Annotated in this window: 18 protein-coding genes; 3 read left to right on the forward strand and 15 right to left on the reverse strand. The window is 40.6% G+C overall.

What is annotated here, in order from left to right; all coding sequences use genetic code 11:
• Window positions 1-64: 64 nt before the first annotated feature.
• The 5 genes from cydC to CSV68_RS00480 form a co-directional block, all read right to left on the reverse strand.
• A complete protein-coding gene (cydC, locus tag CSV68_RS00460; RefSeq protein WP_099632856.1) occupies window positions 65-1,792 on the reverse strand; it encodes a thiol reductant ABC exporter subunit CydC in 1,728 nt (575 codons plus the stop codon).
• A complete protein-coding gene (cydD, locus tag CSV68_RS00465; protein ID WP_099632855.1) occupies window positions 1,789-3,510 on the reverse strand; it encodes a thiol reductant ABC exporter subunit CydD in 1,722 nt (573 codons plus the stop codon). Before cydD ends, cydC begins: the two co-directional genes overlap by 4 nt.
• On the reverse strand, window positions 3,510-4,526 hold the full coding sequence (cydB, locus tag CSV68_RS00470) for a cytochrome d ubiquinol oxidase subunit II (protein ID WP_099661220.1): 1,017 nt from the start codon (window positions 4,524-4,526) through the stop codon (window positions 3,510-3,512). The genes cydD and cydB overlap by 1 nt, the downstream gene beginning before the upstream one ends.
• Window positions 4,513-5,916, reverse strand: coding sequence for a cytochrome ubiquinol oxidase subunit I (locus tag CSV68_RS00475; protein ID WP_099661352.1), 1,404 nt, complete (start codon window positions 5,914-5,916; stop codon window positions 4,513-4,515). Before CSV68_RS00475 ends, cydB begins: the two co-directional genes overlap by 14 nt.
• Window positions 5,917-6,416: 500 nt before the next feature.
• Window positions 6,417-6,911 carry a hypothetical protein gene (locus CSV68_RS00480; protein ID WP_099661221.1) on the reverse strand — a complete coding sequence of 165 codons (495 nt, stop codon included), beginning with the start codon at window positions 6,909-6,911 and terminating at the stop codon, window positions 6,417-6,419.
• Window positions 6,912-7,246: 335 nt separating this feature from the next.
• On the opposite strand from CSV68_RS00480, the gene CSV68_RS00485 reads away from it, so the two are divergent.
• Window positions 7,247-8,671, forward strand: coding sequence for a catalase (locus CSV68_RS00485; RefSeq protein ID WP_233190372.1), 1,425 nt, complete (start codon window positions 7,247-7,249; stop codon window positions 8,669-8,671).
• A 49-nt stretch (window positions 8,672-8,720) separates the two neighbouring features.
• On the opposite strand, the gene CSV68_RS00490 is transcribed toward CSV68_RS00485, so the two are convergent.
• Window positions 8,721-9,536 (reverse strand): DUF368 domain-containing protein, encoded by an 816-nt coding sequence (locus CSV68_RS00490; RefSeq protein WP_099632851.1) that lies wholly within the window; start codon window positions 9,534-9,536, stop codon window positions 8,721-8,723.
• Window positions 9,537-9,728: 192 nt separating this feature from the next.
• A complete protein-coding gene (locus tag CSV68_RS00495; RefSeq protein WP_099661222.1) occupies window positions 9,729-11,105 on the reverse strand; it encodes a polysaccharide deacetylase family protein in 1,377 nt (458 codons plus the stop codon).
• Window positions 11,106-11,507: 402 nt separating this feature from the next.
• Between CSV68_RS00495 and trhO the strand changes: the two genes are divergently transcribed.
• Window positions 11,508-12,482, forward strand: a complete 975-nt coding sequence (gene trhO, locus CSV68_RS00500) for an oxygen-dependent tRNA uridine(34) hydroxylase TrhO (protein ID WP_099632849.1) — start codon at window positions 11,508-11,510, stop codon at window positions 12,480-12,482.
• Between the two features lie 92 nt (window positions 12,483-12,574).
• On the opposite strand, the gene pstB (CSV68_RS00505) is transcribed toward trhO, so the two are convergent.
• The 6 genes from pstB (CSV68_RS00505) to CSV68_RS00530 form a co-directional block, all read right to left on the reverse strand.
• On the reverse strand, window positions 12,575-13,351 hold the full coding sequence (pstB, locus tag CSV68_RS00505) for a phosphate ABC transporter ATP-binding protein PstB (protein WP_099661223.1): 777 nt from the start codon (window positions 13,349-13,351) through the stop codon (window positions 12,575-12,577).
• An 11-nt stretch (window positions 13,352-13,362) separates the two neighbouring features.
• Complete coding sequence (gene pstB, locus CSV68_RS00510; protein ID WP_199174997.1) at window positions 13,363-14,163, reverse strand: phosphate ABC transporter ATP-binding protein PstB; 801 nt, start codon at window positions 14,161-14,163, stop codon at window positions 13,363-13,365.
• Window positions 14,164-14,206: 43 nt separating this feature from the next.
• Window positions 14,207-15,091, reverse strand: coding sequence for a phosphate ABC transporter permease PstA (gene pstA / locus CSV68_RS00515; protein WP_099661225.1), 885 nt, complete (start codon window positions 15,089-15,091; stop codon window positions 14,207-14,209).
• The gene (pstC, locus tag CSV68_RS00520; protein WP_099632845.1) at window positions 15,091-16,023 is read right to left on the reverse strand and encodes a phosphate ABC transporter permease subunit PstC; all 933 of its coding nucleotides are present in this window, start codon (window positions 16,021-16,023) and stop codon (window positions 15,091-15,093) included. Before pstC ends, pstA begins: the two co-directional genes overlap by 1 nt.
• Window positions 16,024-16,062: 39 nt before the next feature.
• Complete coding sequence (locus CSV68_RS00525; RefSeq protein ID WP_099632844.1) at window positions 16,063-16,959, reverse strand: phosphate ABC transporter substrate-binding protein PstS family protein; 897 nt, start codon at window positions 16,957-16,959, stop codon at window positions 16,063-16,065.
• A 223-nt stretch (window positions 16,960-17,182) separates the two neighbouring features.
• The gene (locus CSV68_RS00530) at window positions 17,183-17,887 is read right to left on the reverse strand and encodes a response regulator transcription factor (protein ID WP_099632843.1); all 705 of its coding nucleotides are present in this window, start codon (window positions 17,885-17,887) and stop codon (window positions 17,183-17,185) included.
• 253 nt (window positions 17,888-18,140) lie between these two features.
• Between CSV68_RS00530 and CSV68_RS00535 the strand changes: the two genes are divergently transcribed.
• A complete protein-coding gene (locus tag CSV68_RS00535) occupies window positions 18,141-19,166 on the forward strand; it encodes an NADP-dependent oxidoreductase (protein WP_233190365.1) in 1,026 nt (341 codons plus the stop codon).
• A 119-nt stretch (window positions 19,167-19,285) separates the two neighbouring features.
• On the opposite strand, the gene CSV68_RS00540 is transcribed toward CSV68_RS00535, so the two are convergent.
• Together CSV68_RS00540 and CSV68_RS00545 are read right to left on the reverse strand one after the other, a co-directional pair.
• Window positions 19,286-20,269, reverse strand: a complete 984-nt coding sequence (locus tag CSV68_RS00540; protein WP_099661226.1) for an NAD(P)/FAD-dependent oxidoreductase — start codon at window positions 20,267-20,269, stop codon at window positions 19,286-19,288.
• 110 nt (window positions 20,270-20,379) lie between these two features.
• Window positions 20,380-20,667: a DUF6509 family protein gene (locus CSV68_RS00545; protein WP_099661227.1), complete on the reverse strand. Its 288-nt coding sequence runs from the start codon at window positions 20,665-20,667 to the stop codon at window positions 20,380-20,382.
• Between the last annotated feature and the right edge of the window lie 150 nt (window positions 20,668-20,817).

The raw sequence follows: 20,817 nt of genomic DNA on the forward strand, positions 1-20,817 counted from the left end.
CTGTTACAGAAAGGGCATCGTCGTTTTTTCACTGGTTCATGATAGTCACCGTAATTCAAGAAGTTTATATACCTTGATCTAATGCATATAGCTGCTGATATCTTTCGTTTGTAGCTAATAATTCTTTATGTGTTCCGTTCATAATGACTTCCCCGCCATCCATGAAAATAATACGATCCATTTTTTCCATGCCCATTAAGTGGTGTGTGATCCATACGACCGTTTTATCTTCTAAAGAGTGATGAAGTGTTTCTACAAGAGAGTGCTCTGTCACCGGATCTAAACCGACAGTCGGCTCATCTAAAATGACAACTGGCGTTTGTTTCAATAAAATTCGTGCCAAAGCAATCCGTTGACGCTCTCCACCTGAGAATCGTTGTCCTGTTTCTTCCATTTGAGTTTTCAAGCCTTCTGGAAGTGATTGCAAATACTCAAATAAACCAACTTGTTCAGCTACCCGCTGCACATCTTCGAAAGTAGCAGATGCGTCACCAAGTTTTATATTATTTTGAACTGTTGTTGCGAAAAGGTATGGCTTTTGATTCAAAACGCTCATAATTTCAAATATAGAATCTCCATAGAGTGAAGCGGCTTGTTCATTGACATGTACCTGTCCTTCTGTCGGTTGAACGGTGCCAAGTAATAACTGTATAAGAGTGGACTTTCCTGCACCACTCTTTCCTAGTACTGCCACTTTTTCTCCTGGTTGAATCGTCAGTGAAATATTTTGAACTGCATTTTCTTTCTGACCTTCATAACGATAACCAACATTGTCGAGAACGATAGAAACTTGATCTGCTCGACTAAGCTCCATTGCGATTGGCTCCTCTGCAGTGTTTTGCTGATGAATAGCGTCAATCCTCTGCAAAGAAGCTTCATAAGCAGGTAAACGTTCGATCGCGAATGACACTGGGATCAGGCCTTCTAAAATCGGCAACGTAACCAATGTAAATGCAGCGATATACGTAGGTGCCAACGAACCTGCTGCAGCTTGCTGTCCTGCCCAAACTCCGACGACTAAGACTAGTAATCCTGAGAAAACTTGCAATTGCATCGTCCGAGATTGTTGCCAATACGCCAGTTTTTTATCAATGGCGTGGCTTGCATGACTTTCTTCTTTAAATGACGCAAGGAATTGTTGTTTTCTGCCGCTGATGATCCAATCACGTAAACCAAAAATACCTTCTGTCATCGTATTATACAATTGACTGTGAAGTTTTTTCGATTGCAACTGGTTTTTCTTCATCATATAAAGTGAAAGCATAGGATACATAAACGTCACGATGGCTAGTAACACAGCCATAATAAGCGCAAATTTCCAGTCATAGACAGCCAGTACAATCACAGAGAAACTGAATAAGAATAATCCAATGACAGTCGGAAACAACGTACGGATATAGACATCCTGTAAATGTTCAATATCATCCGCTAGTGCACCAAGTAAATCGCCCGTCTGAAAACGTGAACGAATGAATAATGCTTGCGGCTCCAGTACGTGATATAGCTGTACCCGCATATCGGCAATAATTTTCAATACGGCATTATGGCCAAGCAAACGCTCTACATATCGTAAGGCTGCACGCGAAATACCGAATGTCCGAACTGCCACGATCGGAATATAAACAAGTAATATCGTTTCAGGCCTTTCGGATGTACGGGATATTAAATATCCTGATGTAAAGGTCAACATCGCAGCTGAAAGAATAGTCAGTGTTCCGAGAAGTATAGTAGATAGTATGGTTTTGTTATATTTACGGGCATAGGGAAGTATATGTTGTTGGTACAAGTTCATACAGCATGCCCCCTTCCACGCGCTTCAAGTAAACGACAATAGGCTCCGTCTTGTTGCAATAATTGTTCGTGAGAGCCCGTTTCTACCACTTTACCATTTTCCAGGACTACAATCGTATCCATTTCTTGCATCCAATGAATGCGATGCGTAGCAAACACAACGAGTTTATCTTCAAGAAGTGGTAAGATCATCTGCTTTAATTCATGCTCTGTTTCAATATCCAAATGTGCAGTCGGCTCATCGAATAATAATATTTGACGACGTTGCAGTAACGAACGAGCTAGCGCTATCCGTTGTTCTTCTCCACCGCTCAGAACTCTTCCACCCGCTCCGATCCGTTCTTCATAACCTGCTGGGAACGTTGCGATCAAAAGATCCAGACCTACCCGCTCCGCCGCATCTTGTACTTCCTGCAATGTAGCATCTGGTTCATAGAAGCGAATATTTCCGATAACAGTATCCGGAAAAATCGTAGGATGTTGTGGAATATAAGCGATTTGTTTTTGCCAATCAGCAATAGCTAAATGCGGTAATTCTTGTCCGTCCAGTACGCAACTTCCATCAGTCGGTAATGTGAAACCGGATAAGACATCAATAAGTGTCGATTTTCCCGCTCCTGAATGACCAATGACGCCAACTTTTGTGAATCCTTGTAACTCTAAATCCAACCCTTCAAAAATAGTTTGTTCATCGATTTTGACTTCGACATTTCGTAACTCGATCTTTGACTTGTCGTTCCAAGTAGCAATCGGCGAAACAATCACTGGCTGAACAACTGTTTCCTCTTCTAAAATACTGTGGATTTGTAAGCTTGCATCCTTGCCGTCAGCTGTAGCATGGAAGTCATTCCCTAACTCTCTAACAGGCGAGAAAAATTCTGGCGCCAAAATCAAAATAGCAAGTGACGGTTCAAGAAGAATCTGTCCATTAATCAAACGCAGACCCAGTTCAACCGCCACTACTGCTACGGAAAGACTAGCAAAGAAATCCAATGAAAACGAAGACAGAAACGCGTAGCGCAATGATCGATTCGTCGCGATACGATATTTATTACTGACTATAGCAATAGATTCCTCGTGTGCTCGGCTACGTCCTAAGTATTTCAGTGTCACAATTCCCCGTAATGAATCGACAAAGTGCCGTGAAAGTAAGCGGTACGTATCCATCTGCTCATCTATTTTCTTCTTCGAAACCAATCCGATCAGAATTAAGAAAATGATGAGAATCGGCAAAACTATAATGAGTGTCACAGCCGACATAATATCTAAAGTAAAGACATATCCGACAATGACAAACGGAACAATAGCCATCGCTAACGTCCGTGGTATGAGCAATTCTACATACTTTCTGAACTTCGGAACACCTTCTAAACCAAGTGTCACTAAATGTCCAGAACCATATTTCCCCACTACTTGAGGACCCAAATCAAAGATTTTTTTTAATAATTGTTGCTCATAATCCTTTGCTGTTAGATCGGCAAAGCGATACGAAATACGTTCCTTCGCCCATTGGATCACATGACGTACACTGTTTGCTACGACAAAAATCACAAATGACCGAAGTGCTTCACTCCAGTCTGCACCTTGGAACAATTGTGTAATCGCTTTTGCTAAATAGATCGCTTGAATAACAATGGCGATGGACTGAACTACAGTAAGTAGTCCAATCCATACCATCACTTGTTTACTTCCTTTGTATTGAAGCAAGTATTTATCCATTAGTATTCTAGATGCTCCTTATCACCCGTCAACCGTTTACGGAACACGTAATAACTCCAAATTGTATACGCCAAAACGATTGGCACCATAGTAAACGCTACGATTGTCATGATTTTCAATGAATAGTCTCCTGAAGCCGCATCGGCAATCGACATATTAAATGCAGGATCCATTGAGCTGATCATGACATTCGGGAATAGCGCGATGAAAAAATTAGCCATGATAATGATTAACACTAAACCAGTCATCGTAAAGCTCAGTCCTTCTCGTTTTGATTTTAAGAAGAAGAACAGTAAACCGTACAATATAACTGCCAGACCATACGTTGGAATCAAAATAGCTCCATGATCTGTAAAGGCATCTGTATCCAAATACGTAAAGATGATAAACAATATGAGGAATACACCAGTCAATGCATACACGTTACGTGCAGTTGCATTCGCTCGCTCACGTAACTCCCCTATAGTTTTTAAGCCGATGAACAGCAAACCATGGAGATACGATAACAGAACAAACGTTACACCACCAATCACTGTGTAGACATTTATAAAATCGGTAAAGCTTGCATACATGTTCATATCTCCATCAATCGGTAATCCGCGAATTAAACTCGTGAAGAATACACCAAATAGGAATGGCGGTAAAATACTACCGATGAATACTGCCCAGTCCCACGTCTTGACCCAGGCTTTCGAATCAACCTTATTACGAAACTCGAATGCTACGCCCCGTATGATGAAGGCTAGCAATAAAATAACAAACGGTAAATAAAATCCACTAAATGCTGTTGCATACCAGTGTGGGAATGCAGCGAACATCGCACCACCCGCAGTAATTAGCCATACTTCATTCGCATCCCAAACAGGTCCAATCGTATTCATGACAACTCTTTTTTCCAAATCATTACGTGCCAAGAATTTCGTACTCATTCCGACACCGAAATCAAATCCTTCTAAGAAGATAAACCCTATGAATAGGACAGCGATCAATATAAACCAAATATCACTTAACGGCATGTCCCGCACCTCCTGTTTCAAACGGATCTGTTGCTGATACATCCTCTTCCGGTTGTTCTTCCGGACCACGCTGGATGAATTTCACGAACAATACGACCATGATGATTCCAAGGATCGTATATATAGTAGAGAAGGATATGAGTGAAAACAGAATCTGCCCTGCTGAAACGTTTGGTGAAATACCATCCGCCGTTTTCATCAAACCGTTGACTACCCATGGCTGTCGTCCCATTTCAGACATGATCCAACCAAATGAGTTCCCTATAAACGGTAGGAAGATCCCCACTACTAGAAGTCGTAAGAACCACACGGACTCCACAATTTTCTTTCGGAACATTAGGAACAAACCAAGTGCACCTAACCCAAGTAGTGTACCGCCTGTAACCACCATTATACGGAAACTCCAGAATGTCGTCTTAACAGGTGGAAGATACTCCCCTTCTCCGTGCTGTTCAATCATTTGTTGTTCCAACGCGTTCATACCTTGTACTTTCCCTTTAAACTCACTGTATGTTAAATAGCTCAACATATAAGGTATATCAATTCGTTTCGTTGTCTCTCGATTTTCCACATCAATCTTTGCAAACAATGTCCATGCAGCCGGATCTCCACTATCTTCCCATAGCGCTTCTGCCGCTGCCATCTTCATTGGTTGTGCATGCATCAAGTACTGAGCTTGTGCGTGACCCGTAAATGCAATTCCGAGACCTGACAACATACCGATGACTAATGAAATTGCCAGAGACTTTTTAAAGAAGTCTACATTACGTTTTTTAATCAAATACCATGCGCTAACACCGACTACGAAAAATGCACCGGTAGCAAAACTTCCGAAAATCGTATGTGGGAACGCAACCCATAACTTTTCATTTGTCAGCAAGGCGACCACATCATTCATTTCCGCACGGCCATTTTGTAATACATAGCCTGTTGGATTTTGCATGAATGAGTTAGCTGCCAGAATCCAGAATGCGGACATGACCGTTCCGATAGATACTAACCAAATACAAGCTAAGTGTAATTTCTTCGGTAGCTTGTTCCAACCAAAGATCCAAATTCCGATAAACGTAGATTCTAGGAAAAATGCTAGTAACGCTTCAACAGCTAGTGGAGCACCAAAGATGTCTCCAACAAATCTAGAGTAAGCTGACCAATTCATCCCAAATTGAAACTCTTGAATGATTCCAGTCACTACACCGATCGCGAAGTTGATCAGAAAGAAAACACTCCAGAACTTCGTCATTTTTAAGTAGATTTCATCTTTCTTCACTACATACATCGTCTGCATGATCGCGATAATCAGCGCCAAGCCGATGGACAAAGGGACGAAAATGAAATGAAACAATGTGGTAGATGCGAATTGGATTCTCGCTAATAAAACTTCTTCCATCATTTTTGTTGATCTCCTTTCGAACTGTCTTTCTACTACCTAGAATAACGCAGAACGAAAATTAGTTCGTGAACTATGTACGATATTCCTGTTACAAACCTGCAAACTTATGACGAAATCGTCTAGAAGTTATGGCGGCTTTGTAACAACGCAGATAAGATGGAGATTCGACCCGATTTCAGTGATTTTCCTCTTACACTCTACGGTTGTAAGCTGGGATTTCTGTTGTAGTTGCGAGTGCTTTATATTCCATTATTAGGAAAAGGACTAAATTGAGCGGGTAACGAGTATTATAGAGCGGGTGTTTCGTAGGTATGAGCGGTTAGAACATGCCATAGAGCGGGTATGCAAGAACTATGAGCGATTGACGAAAGCTTTGAGCGGGTAAGACGTTACTATGATCATTTGTAAATTCACTATGCCCCCTTACAATACGATAATCCTCCAATGTGAAAAAACGACCAGCTCCCCTTTATTAAATAGGAAGCCAGTCGTTTTAATTAGATGTTATCTATTGTTTTCATAATCTCATCATAATCAGGATGTCCTTTGTGGAGATATATAATGAAGTGATCTACCTTTTTTACGGCCAACTGCTCGGTCTTACTGCCGATATACACCGGAAGATTGCCGGTTTCTTCAACTATATCAAGGCGCTTGTCAGATGGATCTAGTTTATAGAGATGTAATGGAAGTAAAGCGTCTCCATTGATCGTTAATACCATGCCACTTTCCGCTCTGAACATATCAATCGCAGCTTCATCTGGTTCGCTTACTGTTAAACCCACCTGTTCTAGCTGACTCACTACTTTTTGATATAATTCTTCATCATCCACTGCTGCAACGATGACTTCCTCTTCTTCTGGAATTTCAGGAGTCAGTTCGGTTGATGTCGCTGGTGGTGCTGTTTCTTCTTTATCATTGCATGCAACTAATACTACTGATAAACAGCTTAGTACAATGGCATAAAGAAACCATTTTTTCATAGTGCTCATATATTGATGTCCTTTCTATGCAAAACATTTTCTATCATTATTATACATCATTCTACAATTATACTTAATCTAATTCGTATTTCTAGACAAATAGTTGGTAACAAATTATGATGAATATACAGTACATAATAACCTATACTTAATAATAACTATTATTAATTAATAACTATTATAAATAAGGCTTTCTTTTTAAATTTAGCTCTGGTATAATAGTGTTTATAGGTTATAAACCAACAATCGAGGAGGAATGTATTTTGAACAACAATGATAATAATTCTCAAAAAAGAAAATTGACGACTGCTGCGGGTGCACCTGTAGTTGATAACCAAAACTCTATGTCAGCGGGTCCAAGAGGTCCACTTCTATTACAAGATGTATGGTTACTTGAAAAATTAGCGCACTTCGACCGTGAAGTGATTCCTGAACGTCGTATGCACGCAAAAGGATCTGGAGCCTACGGTACTTTCACTGTAACGCATGATATTACAAAGTATACGAAAGCAAAGTTATTTTCAGAGATTGGTAAACAGACGGAGATGTTCGCACGTTTCTCCACTGTTGCAGGTGAACGTGGTGCAGCAGATGCAGAGCGCGATATCCGCGGATTTTCTTTGAAGTTCTATACTGAAGAAGGAAACTGGGACATGGTCGGAAACAATACGCCTGTATTCTTCTTCCGTGATCCATTGCAATTCCCTGACTTGAATCACGCAGTAAAACGTGATCCACGTACAAACTTACGTAGTCCAACAAACAACTGGGATTTCTGGACTGGACTTCCTGAAGCATTACACCAAATCACTATTGTCATGAGCGACCGCGGTATACCTCGTTCATTCCGTGAAATGCACGGTTTTGGTAGCCATACATTCAGTATGATCAATGAAAACAATGAACGCCACTGGGTGAAGTTCCACTTCCGTTCCCAGCAAGGTATTGAAAACATGACAGATGAAGAGGCTGCAGCAACAGTTGCATCAGATCGTGAAAGTTCACAACGCGATTTGCTATCTAATATCGACAATGGCAATTTCCCTAAATGGAAAATGTACATTCAAGTGATGACAGAAGAACAAGCAATGGAAATGCCATACAATCCATTCGACTTAACAAAAGTTTGGTATAAAAAAGACTTTCCACTAATTGAAGTCGGTGAATTTGAATTAAATCGCAACCCTGAAAACTACTTTGCTGAAGTAGAACAAGCTGCGTTTACACCAGCAGCGGTCGTTCCGGGTATTGGATTCTCACCTGATAAAATGTTACAAGCTCGTCTATTCTCTTATGGCGATGCGCAACGTTATCGTTTAGGTGTCAATCACCACCAGATTCCTGTTAACGCACCAAAATGTCCGTTCCATAGTTTCCACCGCGATGGTGCAATGCGTGTGGATGGCAATATGGGCTCTACTACTCACTACGAGCCAAACAGCTATGGTGAGTGGCAAGAACAACCAGACTTCAAAGAGCCACCACTAAAAATTCACGGCGACGCCGATCACTGGGACTTCCGTGAAGATGACGATGATTACTTCACACAGCCTGGTAAGTTGTTCAATATTTTGAACTTAGAAGAGCAGCAGCGTTTATTTGAGAACACTGCACGGAATATGGGTGACGCTCCGAAAGAGATCAAAATCAAGCATATTCGTCACTGTTACTTAGCAGACCCGAAATACGGTGAAGGTGTAGCGAAAGCATTGGATATTCCGATGGCTGATGTAGATATTGAAAATACAACAACAATTGTAGAACAATAAAATCATATAAAAAACCGCTTGGAGCAAATCTCCAAGCGGTTTTTGTATTTTATGCTTTATCCCCTACACCATTTAATATATTGGCAATTAAGAGGCCAAGGACGATGGCGATAACACTCATGACAAACGGTGTACCACTTTCAGGCATACCAGGGTAAATCACAAAAATCGAACCGATGATTAATCCCATGATGATGGCAAACATTCCGGTATGGAAATTGGCAAGAAGATAGCGTATTAATTTACTGCTAATTACAAACCCAAAGACTATCCCACAACCCGTCGCGATGATAATTGGTATGTTAAAGTCTGATATTGCCGTAATGACTGAGGCATAAACGCCTAACAACAGGAGAATAAATGATCCACTGACACCTGGTAACAGCATCGCCATACTACCTGCCCAGCCTGATAGGAAAAGGATAATGGTATTTTTCACTGTTAGATGTGTAATCGTAATGGGATCAATAGGATTCATAAAAGCTGTAGAAGCTAATGCTGCTGCCACTACTACCATCAACAAAACATGATGAAATTTAAAGTTTTTTCTCAGTCCTGCTTGCTTTGAAACAAATGGAATGACACCAACAATTAATCCTAAAAAGAAATATTGCGTTGGTTCATGATAATGCTTCAGTAAATACGAGATCACTTTACTGAATAGAATGATCGTCGCTCCCATCCCGATACCAAGAGGAAGGAGAAACCCAATATGTTTCTTCCAGTCTTTACTAAAAAATCCACTTATCGAAATAAGTAATTGATCATAAATCCCTAATATAAATGCTATCGTTCCGCCACTTACTCCGGGAACCAGGTCACTGATGCCCATTAAAAAACCGCGGTATAAATTTCTCCATTCCATGCTAATTGTTCCCCCAATGATTTCATTCCGTTTAGTATATCATGCTGTGTTGTACTAATAATAGTTCACCACTACTTATTTTCTTTATATGTTACAGCTATTTGGACAGCATATGAACTTCTTTACGTAAATAGGACTTTACAAAACAAAAGTTGTTCCATTGTTAGACAAAAACAATGAAACAACTTCACATTAATAATCATCCATTTCAGATACTGTTACAAATTTATAGCCTTGAGACTGTAGATTTTCGAGTACCGCGTCTAGTCCATCCGCTGTGGATTTATGAATATCATGCATTAAAATAATACTTCCTGCACGGGTAGCTTCCGTGACATGTTCTAATAACAGCTCTGGATCATGATGCTCCCAGTCCAATGTATCCACATTCCATAACACTACAGGTAATTTCGTACTTTCTCGTACTCGATCATCAACAGCCCCATATGGTGGTCTGAAAACAGTTGCAGGTTGTCCTGTTATCGCTTCAATGATATCGGATGTACCTTTCACTTCACTTTGAAGTGCAACATCAGTAACCCCTGTCAAGGAAGGATGATTCCAAGAATGGTTACCTATCTCATGTCCAGCTTCAGCTACCTTCTTGGCAATTGAAGGATATGAATGAACTCTATTGCCCAGCATAAAGAATGTAGCTTTTGCATTATATTTCTCGAGCGTCTCTAAAATCCTGACGGTATAGTTTGGATCGGGACCATCATCAAACGTCAAAGCAATGGTTTTATCTTTCTTCTCGTCTTCAGTCGCCACTTGAAATTCCTTTGCTAAGAAGGAATTCAATTTTCGTAGTGGGATTTCTACTGTTGCCGGTCCAGCTTGCTTCTTTGTAAATTCACCAGTTCCGAAATAAAGAATTAATGAATCGTCTGTTAAAGCGAAGTTACGATAGTTTACCCACATTGGTTCAGTAGGTTGCCATACACTTTCCTTAATCACATCATCTTGCAGTGACGGACTATGATATATTTCGTTACGCACTACACTCGCCATTCGTTTTAGCTTTTCCAGATCATGATCTACAATATCTTCAATCGTTAGTTCGTCCCCTGTTTCAGGATTGATATGAAATGTTTGTATTTCCTTGTGACTATCTTGATCAGCAAAGTACGTAACAGCTTGCATAACAAAAGAATAATTTCCCGAAAGATGCTGGAGTGTTTCAAAAGATACATCTAACTTAGACACTCTATTTTTCTTTTGTTGTTTATTGGCATAGGCCGTTTTCAATTCCTCTACAGAGTCTAACACTTGCTGATTAAAGCCATCGTACTCTGTTTGCGGATAACGAATGACAAAAGGATACTGTGATTCACTGGCTTTCTCAGATAAAATTTTTATACCTGGGTAGGGTGATGTACTCGACTCTACCGACACTTTCTGCTTCGGTGCAGGTATGACTTCATGTGTTACCTGTTTAGTAGAGCTAGTATCTTTAGTTTTCATTACATTCACTATTAATAGTAGCGTAATAGATACCAATGTTATGATTGTGATAATTAACGCACTATCGATCCATACTGATCGACGTCTTTTATTTGAATCTTTCATGAAAGGACTCCTTTACTACTCACTGCCTAGCACTGATTGAACATTACAGTTTACTAGCGACAGAACTACTATACCCTTTACGATCAAAAAGTATTCTGTATTCAACTCATACATTTTACAATGAGCTATCTTTAATTATAATCGACATGTATGAAAGTATTTCCATCTCCTAGTATACAACAAATTAGTCATGATACAAAGCGGTGTTTAGTTGTGTTTCGCTTTCAAAAAGGGCATTTTGGTGAAATAGCTTTTTGAATCCTTTGCTCGAAAATGAAATTATGCTATACTATTCTGGGCCCGATTCTTGCAAATTCGGGTTCAAGGGACACACGATCCCTTTGTACACACCGATCTCGGCTGTTGTCTATTGCAAAGATCAAACAGAAGGCGGTAATTTACATGGAAAAGAAAGACTATCGAGTATTATTGTTTTATAAGTATGTAACGATTGAGGAACCTGAAGAGTTTGCGGCTTCACATTTGGAATTCTGTAAGGAAACTGGATTAAAAGGACGTATCCTTGTAGGAGCAGAAGGCATCAACGGTACTTGTTCCGGAACAATCGAACAAACGGATGCGTATATGGAGCATATGAAAGCCGATCCACGTTTTGCTGATGTATGGTTTAAAATTGATGAAACAGATGGCCACGCATTCAAGAAAATGCACGTTCGCTTCCGTCCAGAGATTGTCAATCTTAGCTTACCTGAAGATGTCAATCCGTTGGAAATTACGGGTGAATATTTAGAACCTGAAGAGTTCTTACAGCAAATGCAAGATGAGAACACAATTGTATTAGATGCTCGTAATGATTACGAGTATGACCTAGGTCATTTCCGTGGCGCAATCCGCCCGGATATCGAAAACTTCCGTGATCTTCCTGAATGGGTAATTGAAAACAAAGAACAACTTGAAGGTAAGAAAATTCTTGCGTATTGTACGGGTGGGATTCGTTGTGAGAAGTTCACTGGCTGGTTGAAACGTGAAGGATTCGAAGATGTAGCCCATTTGCACGGCGGTATCGTTTCTTACGGTAAAGACCCTAAAGCAAAAGGACAGTTATGGGACGGTCAATGCTACGTATTTGATGAGCGTATTGCAGTTCCAATTAACCAAGTAGAACACGTCATCGTAGGCCGCGATCATTTTGATGGCACACCATGTGAACGCTATGTAAACTGTGCAAACCCTGAGTGTAATGCGAAGATTCTATGCTCGGAAGAGAACGAGCACTTCTATATGCGCAGTTGTTCAGACGATTGCCGTACACATCCTCGTAACCGTTATTTTGTGGAACACGATATGACAGTGGATGAATACGACGCACGAATGGCAAAAATTGAAGAAGCACGCACGCACGAAACCATTTCTTAATACATGAACAGCCAGCATCCTTTTATAGGAGCTGGCTTTTTCTTTATTATGTAACGACTTACACTACTTTCCATTTGTTGCTCTGCAACCCTTCAACCAAACTTGCCTGCAATATAATCTTTCGTCTCAGAATTTAATGGGTTGTTAAATATTGTGGCTGTCTGCCCATACTCTTTTACTTCACCATTTAGAAAGAAAGCTGTGAAATCAGATATTCGTGCAGCTTGTTGCATATTATGCGTGACGATGATGATCGTATAGTGCTCTTTTAACGTTTGGATTAGTTCCTCCACTTTAGCAGTAGAGATTGGATCTAGAGCTGAAGTAGGTTCATCCATCAATAATATATCCGGCTTGGTCGCTAAAGTTCGTGCAATGGTTAAGCGTTGCTGTTGCCCGCCTGAAAGTCCTGTAGCAGACTGGTCTAAGTGATCTTTTACTTCGTCCCACAAAGCAGCTGCGCGCAGATTCTCTTCCACAATTTCATCCAGTACTTTTTTATTTCTTTCTCCATGAATACGAGGCCCATATGCAATGTTTTCATAAATCGAAAACGGAAAGACCGAGGCATGTTGAAATACCATTCCAACCTTCTTTCGCAATTCTACTGGATCAATAGATGATTCTATTATATTTTCTTTACCGATCCAAATTGCTCCTTCGGTCTTCACTCCAGGAATTAAATCGTTCATACGGTTCATTGTCCGCAAAAAAGTTGATTTTCCACATCCTGACGGCCCTATGAGCGCAGTGATTTTCTTTTCTTCAAACTTCAGATTGATATCTTTTAGTGCATGGTGGGTATCATAATAGAATTGCAGATTTTCTGTTTGTATGACTGATTGTTCGATAGTTTCCGCTACATTCATTTCAATCTCCCCTATCCAATGCGTCCGTTAATATAATGTGCGGTTTGTTCATGACGTGGATTAGTAAAAACTTGTTCAGTGGGTCCATGCTCAATGACACGCCCCATATAAAAATACGCTACTTCATCCGAGATTCGTGCGGCTTGTTGCATATTATGTGTAACGATTACAATCGTATAGTCTTTTTTTAATTGTGATATCAGTTCTTCGATTTTTGCTGTCGAGACTGGGTCAAGTGCAGATGCAGGTTCATCTAGTAATAAAACGCTTGGCTGCAGTGCAAGTGCTCTGGCGATACAAAGACGTTGTTGCTGCCCACCTGAAAGGCGCAAAGCAGATGTATGTAATTGATCTTTTACTTCTTCCCATAGTGCTGCTTTTTTCAGATTCTCTTCTACAATTCTTTGTAATTCCTTCTTATCTTTCACTCCGTAGCGCATGGGTCCAGCTGCTACGTTTTTAAAAATAGATTTGGCAAACGGTACGGGTCTTTGAAATACCATTCCAATCTGTTTACGTATTTCATGTAAATTTACATGGGGTGAGTGCAGATCTACCCCTTCGTAATAGATTGCTCCTTCTGTACGACAGGAGTCGACATCATCATTCATTCGATTAATAGAACGCAGAAAAGTGGATTTCCCACAGCCCGACGGACCGATTAATGCCGTAACGGATTGTTTTGGAAATGATAGACTGACTTGATCCACAGCACAATGCCCGCCATAATATACCGATAAATTAGTAGTTTGTAACACGGAACTGTATTGTAAGTCGGGACTGTCAGCTTGTTTAATCCTATTCGTCTTCATTGTGACAGGCTGTAAAGCGACCGATTGCATAAAGATCCTCCTTTTAGTTAGCACCCATTTTTTTAAACAATAAGTTCCCGATAAAGCGTGATGTGAAATTAAAGAATAAAATTGAGATGATCAATAATGCCGCCGCACCGTCAGAGATTGCCGCTGCGTCCGGCATAATTCCTTCCCCATTAATTTTCCAAATGTGAACCGCCATGGTTTCAGCCGGTCTAAATGGATGTAAAGGAGATGTTGGTGACAACGGATTCCAGTTGGTGAAATCTATAATTGGTGTGCTCATTCCTGCTGTATAAATCAAGGCGGCCGCCTCTCCGAATACTCTTCCTGATGCCAGTATGATACCGGTCACAATGCCAGGTAGTGCCGCCGGAAGTATGATGGTCGTAATGGTTTCCCATTTTGAAAAACCAAGCGCCCAGCCTGCTTCGCGCTGTGATTTCGGCACGTTATGAATAGACTGCTCAATGACCCGCACGAGTAACGGCAAATTGAATACCGAAAGTGCGAAGGCACCTGACAAAATGGAAAAGCCCCAGCCCATATACAAAACGAAGAAGAGAAATCCAAATAATCCTACCACTATGGAAGGTAATGAAGACAGCACTTCAATCAGTACGCGAATACAACGAATGAGCCAGTGGTCTTTTGCATACTCCGCTAAATAAATACCTGCCCCAATTGCAATCGGCACCGAAATTATAAGTGTCAAAACTAATAAGTAAAAGGAATTAAATAGTTGAGGTCCCACCCCGCCACCCTCTTTGAAAATCTGAGGTGGAGACGTGATGAATTGCCAGCTAAGTTGAGGAACACCTTTTACAAAGACAAATCCAAGCAATCCTGCCAGAACTGTAATGATGATGCCTACAATGACATATAATCCAGCCGTGGCGAGTTGATCTTTCCTTTTAGCAGACATTAGCTACTTTTCCCCTTTCCAATCATTCGCACGGCGATCGTGAAGAAAAGCGACATTAGTAAAAGTACAAGTGCTAGTGACCAAAGCGCATTATTTTCTGCTTGTCCCATCACGGTATATCCCATGCCCATTGTTAAAATACTAGTGACTGTAGAGGCCGGTTCAAATAATGAATGCGGGATGACCGAAGCATTCCCAATGACCATCTGTACAGCTAGGGCTTCACCAAATGCTCGCGCCATTCCAAAAATGACAGCCATCAGTAAGCCGGGTTTCGCTGTTTTCAATACCACTTTACAAATCATTTGCCATCTTGTTGAACCAAGTGCCAGTGATGCTTCGCGTAATGAACGTGGCACCGCCTGAATAGCATCCAGTGCTAAACTCGTAACTGTCGGTAAGATCATGACTGATAACACAATAGTCCCCGCAGCAATACCAAATCCGCTACCTGGAAATAGACCGCGTAAAAAAGGAACGACGACAGTTAATCCGATAAATCCATAGACAACGGAAGGAATACCTACTAACAACTCGATCACTGGCTGCATAATTCTCTTGCCCGTATTTGGCGCAATCTCGCTCATGAAAATGGCTGCGCCAATGGCAAGCGGTCCCGCAATTAGAGCGGAGATTCCTGTAACCGCTAATGAACCTACTAAAAATGGTAAGGCCCCAATAATAGGCTGACCCAGAGAATTTACTTCCGCTGGGTTCCAAGTCGTACCTGTGAAAAATTCTTTAACACTTCCATCATTTACGATGAACGTAGATACACCTTTCGAGAAAACTAGAAATAGAATCGCAGCAGTGATGGTTGCAGTCAAAGCCACTGAGAGGAAGGTTAGCCATTTACCAATTCGCTCCATACGCATTTTATTACTTTTTCTATACAATGGATGTTCCGTCTCTTTGATCATCTTCGCCATCATGTACGCTCCTTTCCAAAGTGGTGAGATGTGCAGTTTCTATCATTTTTTTATGATAGTCCCTTCCGCATCTCGTTCTACTTGCATCCCCGTTACCGGTAAGTAGTCCATTTCAGGAAGAACGGTTTCTTGTACATCATCCGAAAGTATATAATCGATGAAGTCCTTTGCGAGACCCGTTGCTTCTCCATTTGTATACATATGCTGGTAAGCCCAAATTTCCCATTTATTTGACTCGACGTTTTCTTGGTTTGGCGCAATACCATTAACCCGTAAAGCTGTAGTCGTTTGATCGAAATAAGAAAATGCTAAATAGCTGATTGCTCCCGGTGTTTCACTGACAATCTTTCGTACCGTACCCGAAGAGTCTTGTTCTTGTGCTTCGATTGGTTGTTTTCCTTGCAACGCAATGGTTTCAAAAGTAGCGCGTGTTCCAGATCCTTTTGCACGGTTTATGACAATAATCTCTTGATCGATTCCACCAAGCTCTTTCCAGTTTTTGATTTCTCCTGTAAAGATTCCAAGTAGTTCTTCAGTGGTAACGTCTTCTACGCCAGTATCTGGATGACTTACTGGACCCATTCCAACAACCGCCACTTTATAATCGACTAAGTTCGTCGCGTCCACACCTTCTTTTTCTTCTGCGAATATATCCGAGTTGCCAATATCTACTGCGCCTTCGCTAATTTTACTTAAACCAGTTCCGCTTCCTCCACCTTGGACGTTAATAACGGACCCTGGATTTTTTGCCGAATACTGCTGTGCTGCTGCTTCTACTAAAGGTTGTAGTGCACTTGACCCTACTGCCGTGATGGGTTCAGTTTCTTGTTTTGCTTCTCCTTTTTCACTATCGCTCGCTTTCGTACTACTACAAGCCGCGATTACCCACGTACAAAGTAAAACAAATGCCAATACAGTTATTCGATTACGTTTTCTCATCACTGTGCCCCCTAGGATTTATCGTTTTAGTAAGAACTCTCTACTGCTTCTTTACTATAAGCAATGGATATTAAAGAGTGATGGATGAAACGTAAAGGTTGTGTAAAGGTTGTGTATAAATAGATACTACTCTAGATTTTTACAACCTAAGAAGGAATAATAAAAAGCCGAAGACGCAATCCTATATGGATTCGACTTCAGCCTACGTATGTATCTACAGTATTTAGTTTGTTACTTCTTCAAATTTATAACCAAATCCCCTGACAGTCTTAATATAGACTGGACTTTTTGTATCGGGTTCGATTTTTTCCCTCAGATGACTAATATGAACATCTACGATCCTAGAATCTCCAGTGTAGTCATAATTCCATATCGCATTTAACAACTGCTCGCGGTGTAGTACCTTTCCTGAATGTCGCATTAAGTATAAAAGGAGTTCAAATTCTTTTGGTGTTAATTCTAATGGGCTTCCATCTAAAAAGGCTTCAATTCGTTCTGGATGAACTAGTAAACTTCCATGACTAAGTTCCGCTACCGATTCTTTTCCTTGAATAGAATCCTGTAACTCTATTCTGCGCAAGATCGCTTTCACACGGGCAAGTACTTCTCGTGGACTGAATGGTTTTGTTAAGTAGTCATCTGCTCCAAGTTCGAGTCCAAGGACTTTATCAAATTCATCGCCTTTTGCCGTCAACATTAAAATAGGTGTATGAATCTTTTCCTGGCGAAGTTTTTTGCATACATCCATGCCATCCATTCCAGGCAGCATAATATCGAGCAAGAGTAAATCTGGTTCTTCAGATAGAGTCATCGAAATTGCTGCATTACCATCTCGGGCTACATACACAGTGTATCCTGCCTGCTCCAAGTTGTATTGCAAAAGAGTAGCTATTGACTTTTCATCTTCCACAACCAAAATCTTTTTCATTTGGTTAGCTCCTTTACAGCTAGATCATTAATTTTTCTGAAAGTCTACGTCTCTACTCTACTTTGACGTCAAGAAAAAGTCCACTCAAATCATTATTGAATATTCTTTAATTGATTCATTTAAATGAATCCGGATGACCTTTTCATGTCAGTGCAATTAATTGACATCCATACTGCATGCTAGTAACCTTGTACTTAAGCTTACTATTAGTTAGTTGATAAGTTGAAATGTAGATAAAACTGGAGGAATTACTATGACACAAGAAATGCAAAGAGAAATTCATTTAGCAAATCGACCGAAAGGCTTGCCTACTATGGAAGCCTTCAATTTTGTAGAAAAACCTATGCCTGAGCTAAAAGACAATGAAGTTCTTGTTCGTACGCTATATGTATCTGTTGATCCGTACATGCGTGGAAGAATGATAGATGCAAAATCTTATATTCCACCTTTTAAACTAGATGAAGTGATTGCCGGTGGAGTTGTGGGTGAAGTCACAAAGTCTACTTCTGATTCATTCAAACCCGGAGATTTTGTAGTTGGGAACTTGAATTGGGCAGAGTATACGGCAGCTTCAGACAAAGAAGTACGTAAGATTGATCCAACTATCGCTCCAATTACTACACATTTAGGTATCCTTGGCATGACAGGCTTAACTGCATACTTCGGTCTACTCGATATCGGTAAGCCACAAGAAGGTGAAACAGTCGTCGTTTCTGGCGCTGCCGGAGCAGTTGGTTCAGTTGTGGGCCAAATCGCCAAAATGAAAGGTGCTAAAGTAATCGGGATTGCAGGCTCCCAGGAGAAGATCGAGTACTTGAAAAATGAACTCGGCTTTGATGAGGCAGTCAATTACAAACTAGATAGCTTCAAAGAAGACTTAGCTAAAGCTGCAGCTGACGGTGTAGATGTCTATTTCGATAATGTCGGCGGTGAAGTGACGGATGCAGTCTTCACATTACTTAATAAACATGCACGAATTGCACTATGTGGCGCTATTTCCTCTTATAATAAAGAAGGACAAGACGTAGGTCCTCGTATTCAATCTACGATGATCAAAACAAGTGCTTTGATGAAAGGCTTTACCGTAGGAGATTATGCGGCAGACTTCGCTACTGCCTCAACTGATTTAGGTACATGGCTTTCTGAAGGTAAATTGAAGTATGAAGAAACGATTGTTGAAGGCTTCGATAATATTCCAGATGCATTTCTCGGTTTATTCGATGGAACAAATTTAGGAAAACAACTGGTCAAAGTCGCTGATTCTGAAACGACAAAATGATGATCAACTCACAATGAAAAAGGCTATCTCGAGAATTATCTCGGGATAGCCTTTTATCGTCCTTGTAAAAAAGCACCTGTACAGCAAAAAACTCTCCATACAAGGTGCTGACTATTTTATTAACCGAATATGCTCGTGCTGTGCAACGGCTGTACTTTTGCTTTCGGATCTAGGAACGCTTTCGCGTGGCTAATTGCAACAGGTGCTTCGCCCATACCGACCGCAATCAATTTCACTTTGCCATCGTATGTTGTGACATCACCAGCTGCATAAATGCCTTCAATATTCGTCTCCATGCGAGAGTTAACTTTAATAGAATTACGATCCATTTCTAAGCCCCAGTCTTTCAATGGGCCGAGTGAGGAAATATTGCCGTAGTTGACTACAACATGATCGAATTCAAGTTCTTTCACGCTACCGTCTTTTTCTTTCAGTATAACTTTATCCAATGTGTCTCCGTCGCCCTGTAACTCACTTACAGCATGCGAAGTTAAAACATTGACACTAGACGCACGCAGTTGATTGACACTTGTTTCATGCGCAGTAAAACGTTCTCTACGATGAATAAGTGTTACCTGGCTTGCGATATCTTCAAGCATCAATGCCCAGTCCAGTGCGGAGTCTCCCCCACCACAAACACAAATATTTTGATCTTTAAACATAGACAAGTCTTTGATACCATAGTGTAATGTTTTGCCTTCAAAAGTAGGTTCTTCTTTCAATCCGATTTTACGCGGTTGAAAAGCCCCTATTCCTGCAGTCAATAAAATGGTACGTGTCAAATGCTGTCCTTTATCCGTCGTTAAAACAAAGTGATCGTCCTTCTTTTCGATGGACATCGCTGCTTCCCCTAAGCAAATTTCAGGCTTTGCATAGTGCGCTTGTGTCACTAAGTTTGCCACCAAATCCTTCGCCAAAATTTTAGGGAATCCGCCTACATCATAAATGTATTTATCAGGATATAGTTCGATCAATTGGCCGCCCAGCTGTGGCAAACTATCGATGATTTTGACAGACATCTCACGCATTCCCGCGTAAAATGAAGAAAATAATCCAGTTGGGCCTCCGCCGATAATCGTAATATCCACTATTTCTTGATTCATTTTAAACACTCCTATAATTATTTCTTTAATGAGAAGCTATTGGGGTGTACCACTTATGTTACCCAAGTCTATTATCCCCTATTCTAAAGAGAATAACATCTTTTTTGTATTCAGATTTCAGGGAAATGTTCTATGCAGTATTGCTCTGCTGATGCTTGTTCTTCTTCGTCCCACTCTACGTCAAACGTGCTTTCCGTTGCCAATTCATAAAATTGGTATGTTAACATTTTTCGCTGGCCATCCTTCACAGAATATAGCAAACGTAAGCCAGTACCCTCTTCGTTGAACAGTTCATCTTCTTCATCGAACTTAACTGTCAATAGAAATTCGTAGCGCTGACCATCGATAATACCTGTTGGATCGACCAATTCTTGTACTTTACCATTTACTATTTGCATTATATTTCTCCTTCTTCCCGCTCACTTAGAGTTTACTCTCTCTATCCTACATCATTTCATAAGATTGTGGCAATTTATGAACGTCATTTTTGGTTAATTGTTTGCTTTTCTTTACTGGTTGCTAGAAAATGAAGGGATAGTCACACTTTA

It is taken from the genome of Sporosarcina sp. P29 (assembly GCF_002743265.1).
Classification (GTDB): Bacteria; Bacillota; Bacilli; order Bacillales_A; family Planococcaceae; genus Sporosarcina.

Bases quoted from the DNA above. Each gene is read 5' to 3' on its own strand.
- pstC (WP_099632845.1), bottom strand. From the start codon at position 16,023: ATGATGGCGAAGATGATCAAAGAGACGGAACATCCATTGTATAGAAAA.
- trhO (WP_099632849.1), top strand. From the start codon at position 11,508: ATGGAAAAGAAAGACTATCGAGTATTATTGTTTTATAAGTATGTAACG.
- pstB (WP_199174997.1), bottom strand. From the start codon at position 14,163: ATGAAGACGAATAGGATTAAACAAGCTGACAGTCCCGACTTACAATAC.
- CSV68_RS00490 (WP_099632851.1), bottom strand. From the start codon at position 9,536: ATGGAATGGAGAAATTTATACCGCGGTTTTTTAATGGGCATCAGTGAC.
- CSV68_RS00495 (WP_099661222.1), bottom strand. From the start codon at position 11,105: ATGAAAGATTCAAATAAAAGACGTCGATCAGTATGGATCGATAGTGCG.
- pstB (WP_099661223.1), bottom strand. From the start codon at position 13,351: ATGAATGTAGCGGAAACTATCGAACAATCAGTCATACAAACAGAAAAT.
- CSV68_RS00480 (WP_099661221.1), bottom strand. From the start codon at position 6,911: ATGAGCACTATGAAAAAATGGTTTCTTTATGCCATTGTACTAAGCTGT.
- CSV68_RS00525 (WP_099632844.1), bottom strand. From the start codon at position 16,959: ATGAGAAAACGTAATCGAATAACTGTATTGGCATTTGTTTTACTTTGT.
- cydD (WP_099632855.1), bottom strand. From the start codon at position 3,510: ATGGATAAATACTTGCTTCAATACAAAGGAAGTAAACAAGTGATGGTA.
- CSV68_RS00545 (WP_099661227.1), bottom strand. From the start codon at position 20,667: ATGCAAATAGTAAATGGTAAAGTACAAGAATTGGTCGATCCAACAGGT.
- CSV68_RS00530 (WP_099632843.1), bottom strand. From the start codon at position 17,887: ATGAAAAAGATTTTGGTTGTGGAAGATGAAAAGTCAATAGCTACTCTT.
- CSV68_RS00540 (WP_099661226.1), bottom strand. From the start codon at position 20,269: ATGAATCAAGAAATAGTGGATATTACGATTATCGGCGGAGGCCCAACT.
- CSV68_RS00475 (WP_099661352.1), bottom strand. From the start codon at position 5,916: ATGGAAGAAGTTTTATTAGCGAGAATCCAATTCGCATCTACCACATTG.
- cydB (WP_099661220.1), bottom strand. From the start codon at position 4,526: ATGCCGTTAAGTGATATTTGGTTTATATTGATCGCTGTCCTATTCATA.
- cydC (WP_099632856.1), bottom strand. From the start codon at position 1,792: ATGAACTTGTACCAACAACATATACTTCCCTATGCCCGTAAATATAAC.
- CSV68_RS00535 (WP_233190365.1), top strand. From the start codon at position 18,141: ATGACACAAGAAATGCAAAGAGAAATTCATTTAGCAAATCGACCGAAA.
- pstA (WP_099661225.1), bottom strand. From the start codon at position 15,091: ATGTCTGCTAAAAGGAAAGATCAACTCGCCACGGCTGGATTATATGTC.
- CSV68_RS00485 (WP_233190372.1), top strand. From the start codon at position 7,247: ATGTCAGCGGGTCCAAGAGGTCCACTTCTATTACAAGATGTATGGTTA.